Source organism: Vibrio sp. OPT46, from assembly GCF_015163535.1.
GTDB classification, from domain to species: domain Bacteria; phylum Pseudomonadota; class Gammaproteobacteria; order Enterobacterales; family Vibrionaceae; genus Vibrio; species Vibrio alginolyticus.
In genome coordinates this window covers 7,622-10,623 of the sequence record NZ_JADDYG010000867.1, presented here as the reverse complement: position 1 = coordinate 10,623, position 3,002 = coordinate 7,622, and the positions used below count along the sequence as shown (strand labels likewise).

Annotated in this window: 3 protein-coding genes; 2 read left to right on the top strand and 1 reads right to left on the bottom strand. The window is 46.9% G+C overall.

All coding sequences use genetic code 11. From position 1 onward, the window contains the following. A partial coding sequence (locus IQR33_RS34940; protein ID WP_228014233.1) for an MATE family efflux transporter occupies positions 1-877 on the bottom strand: 877 nt, incomplete at its 3' end. Between the two features lie 240 nt (positions 878-1,117). Between IQR33_RS34940 and IQR33_RS30760 the strand changes: the two genes are divergently transcribed. Beyond that, the gene (locus IQR33_RS30760; RefSeq protein WP_005381516.1) at positions 1,118-1,408 is read left to right on the top strand and encodes a co-chaperone GroES; all 291 of its coding nucleotides are present in this window, start codon (positions 1,118-1,120) and stop codon (positions 1,406-1,408) included. Between the two features lie 77 nt (positions 1,409-1,485). Further along, positions 1,486-3,002: chaperonin GroEL (groL, locus tag IQR33_RS30755; RefSeq protein WP_228014232.1), on the top strand; the 1,517-nt coding region annotated here is incomplete at its 3' end.

The window sequence follows — 3,002 nt, the reverse complement described above, 5'->3', positions numbered from 1 at the left end:
ACTCAATACGCTGCGCTGCGCCGTAAGCAGCAACCGCCGCCGTACCGTGGTTGGATAACAGCATCATCAGAATGGCACCGGACAACGGATTCATCGCGTTTGATAGCGCTGCAGGGGTACCAATTTTTAGTGTCTGTTGCCAGTCTTGTTTCAGCAAAGCCCATTGGGGTTGAGCAAGCAATTTTTCCCGTTTAATTAGCACATAGAATGAGCCACACAAAGCACCTAACCAGCTAAAGGCACTTGCTATGGCTGCGCCTTGAATGCCAAGTTCCGGAAAAGGGCCATAACCGAAAATCAACAATGGATCGAGCATGCCATTAATCAAACCAGCCAACATCATGACTTTTGCTGGTGTCTTTGTGTCGCCAGTAGCTCGGATAGCACTGTTGCCCGCCATTGGGATCACTAGCAGAGGAATGGTGAGATACCAGACCTGCATATACTGCTCAATAAGAGGGATGAGATCATCAGACGCACCAAGAAAACGAAACAATGGCGCAATGGTGGTAAAGCCAATAGAAGACGCGATAGCCACAAGTAACACGGCTAATAACAAACCGTGGGTGGTGAACCGTGCAGCTTGTGGTGCATGACCTTGCCCAAGCAAGCGACCAATATTGGTCGATAGTCCCATCCCAATCCCCATCGTAATGCAGTTAACCGCAAAGGTGACAGGGAAGGTATAGCTGATAGCTGCTAGCGCTTGAGTGCCAAGCAACGAGATAAAAAACGTGTCCACCAAGTTAAACATCAAAATTGCGATCATGCCCATGGTCATGGGTACGGTCATTTTCCGCAGCGTTTCAGGAATGGGTGCGGTCAACAAACCATGCTTATCGGTCGCTTGGGGTTCCAGCTTGTTATTTTCCTGCATGTGTGACAACTATCTGGTGAGCAAAATGCAAGGATACAAGAAAGCGAGATGCCGAGCGAGTGAGCATTTCTAACGCAAACCGTTGCCTAGTTGTTCGTTATTTTAACTAAGTCACAAAAATTTTGTGCCACCCCCTTGGGATCGCTGCTTCGACCCCTTATATAGGGATCACGTGTCTGGGGCTACAGTCCCTAAGGACAATTATCAAATAAACATGGAAATTTTCAGGAGAGACGACCGATGAACATTCGTCCATTACATGACCGAGTTATCGTTGAACGTAAAGAAGTTGAATCTAAGTCTGCTGGTGGCATCGTTCTGACTGGTTCTGCTGCAGAAAAATCGACTCGCGGTGTTGTTCTAGCTGTGGGTAAAGGCCGCATCCTAGAAAACGGCACCGTACTGCCACTAGACGTTAAAGTCGGTGATACCGTTATCTTCGCTGAAGGTTACGGTACAAAAACTGAAAAAATCGACGGTAAAGAAGTGCTTGTCATGTCTGAAAACGACATCATGGCGATCGTTGAATAATAGCAATCATTGAGTAATTTTTTGCTCAGATTCAATTACGAAATTACACACAAAGAATTTTAGAAAGGAAATCAAAGATGGCTGCTAAAGACGTTAAATTTGGTAATGACGCACGAGTTAAAATGCTGGAAGGTGTAAACGTTCTGGCTGACGCAGTAAAAGTAACACTGGGTCCTAAAGGACGCAATGTCGTTCTAGACAAATCTTTTGGTGCACCGACTATCACTAAAGATGGTGTATCAGTAGCGCGTGAAATCGAGCTGGAAGATAAATTCCAGAACATGGGCGCACAAATGGTTAAAGAAGTTGCGTCTAAAGCAAACGACGCAGCGGGTGACGGTACAACAACAGCAACGGTACTAGCACAATCTATCGTTAACGAAGGTCTAAAAGCAGTCGCAGCGGGCATGAACCCAATGGATCTTAAGCGTGGTATCGACAAAGCTGTTGCCGCGGCAGTTGAGCAACTAAAAGAGCTTTCTGTTGAATGTAACGACACAAAAGCGATCGCGCAGGTTGGTACTATCTCTGCAAACTCAGACGCAAGCGTAGGTAATATCATTGCAGAAGCAATGGAGCGTGTGGGTCGTGATGGCGTTATCACGGTTGAAGAAGGTCAGGCGCTACAAGACGAGTTAGACGTAGTAGAAGGTATGCAGTTCGACCGCGGTTACCTGTCTCCTTACTTCATCAACAACCAAGAATCAGGCAGTGTTGATCTAGAAAACCCATTCATCCTTCTAGTAGACAAGAAGATCTCAAACATTCGTGAGCTTCTTCCAACGCTAGAAGCTGTCGCGAAAGCATCTCGTCCACTGCTTATCATTGCAGAAGATGTAGAAGGCGAAGCGCTAGCAACATTGGTTGTGAACAACATGCGTGGCATCGTAAAAGTTGCAGCTGTGAAAGCACCTGGCTTCGGTGACCGTCGTAAAGCAATGCTACAAGACATCGCTGTCCTAACTGGCGGTACTGTGATTTCTGAAGAGATCGGTCTAGAGCTAGAAAAAGTTGCACTAGAAGATCTAGGTCAAGCGAAGCGTGTTTCTATCACGAAAGAAAACACGACTATCATCGATGGTATCGGTGAAGAAGAGATGATCTCTGGCCGTGTTGCTCAGATTCGTCAACAAATCGAAGACGCAACTTCAGACTACGACAAAGAGAAACTACAAGAGCGTGTTGCTAAACTGGCTGGCGGTGTTGCAGTAATCAAAGTCGGTGCAGCGACTGAAGTTGAAATGAAAGAGAAGAAAGACCGTGTAGAAGATGCGCTAGCCGCAACTCGTGCAGCGGTTGAAGAAGGTGTTGTTGCTGGTGGTGGTGTTGCACTGATCCGTGCGGCATCTAAGATTGCTCACCTAACGGGTGACAACGAAGAACAAAACGTTGGTATCCGCGTTGCACTACGTGCAATGGAAGCGCCAATCCGTCAAATCACGAAGAACGCAGGTGAGGAAGACTCAGTGGTTGCGAACAACGTGAAAGCGGGTGAAGGTAGCTACGGCTACAACGCGGCAACAGGCGAATACGGCGACATGCTAGAAATGGGTATCCTAGATCCAACTAAAGTTACTCGTTCTGCACTACAATT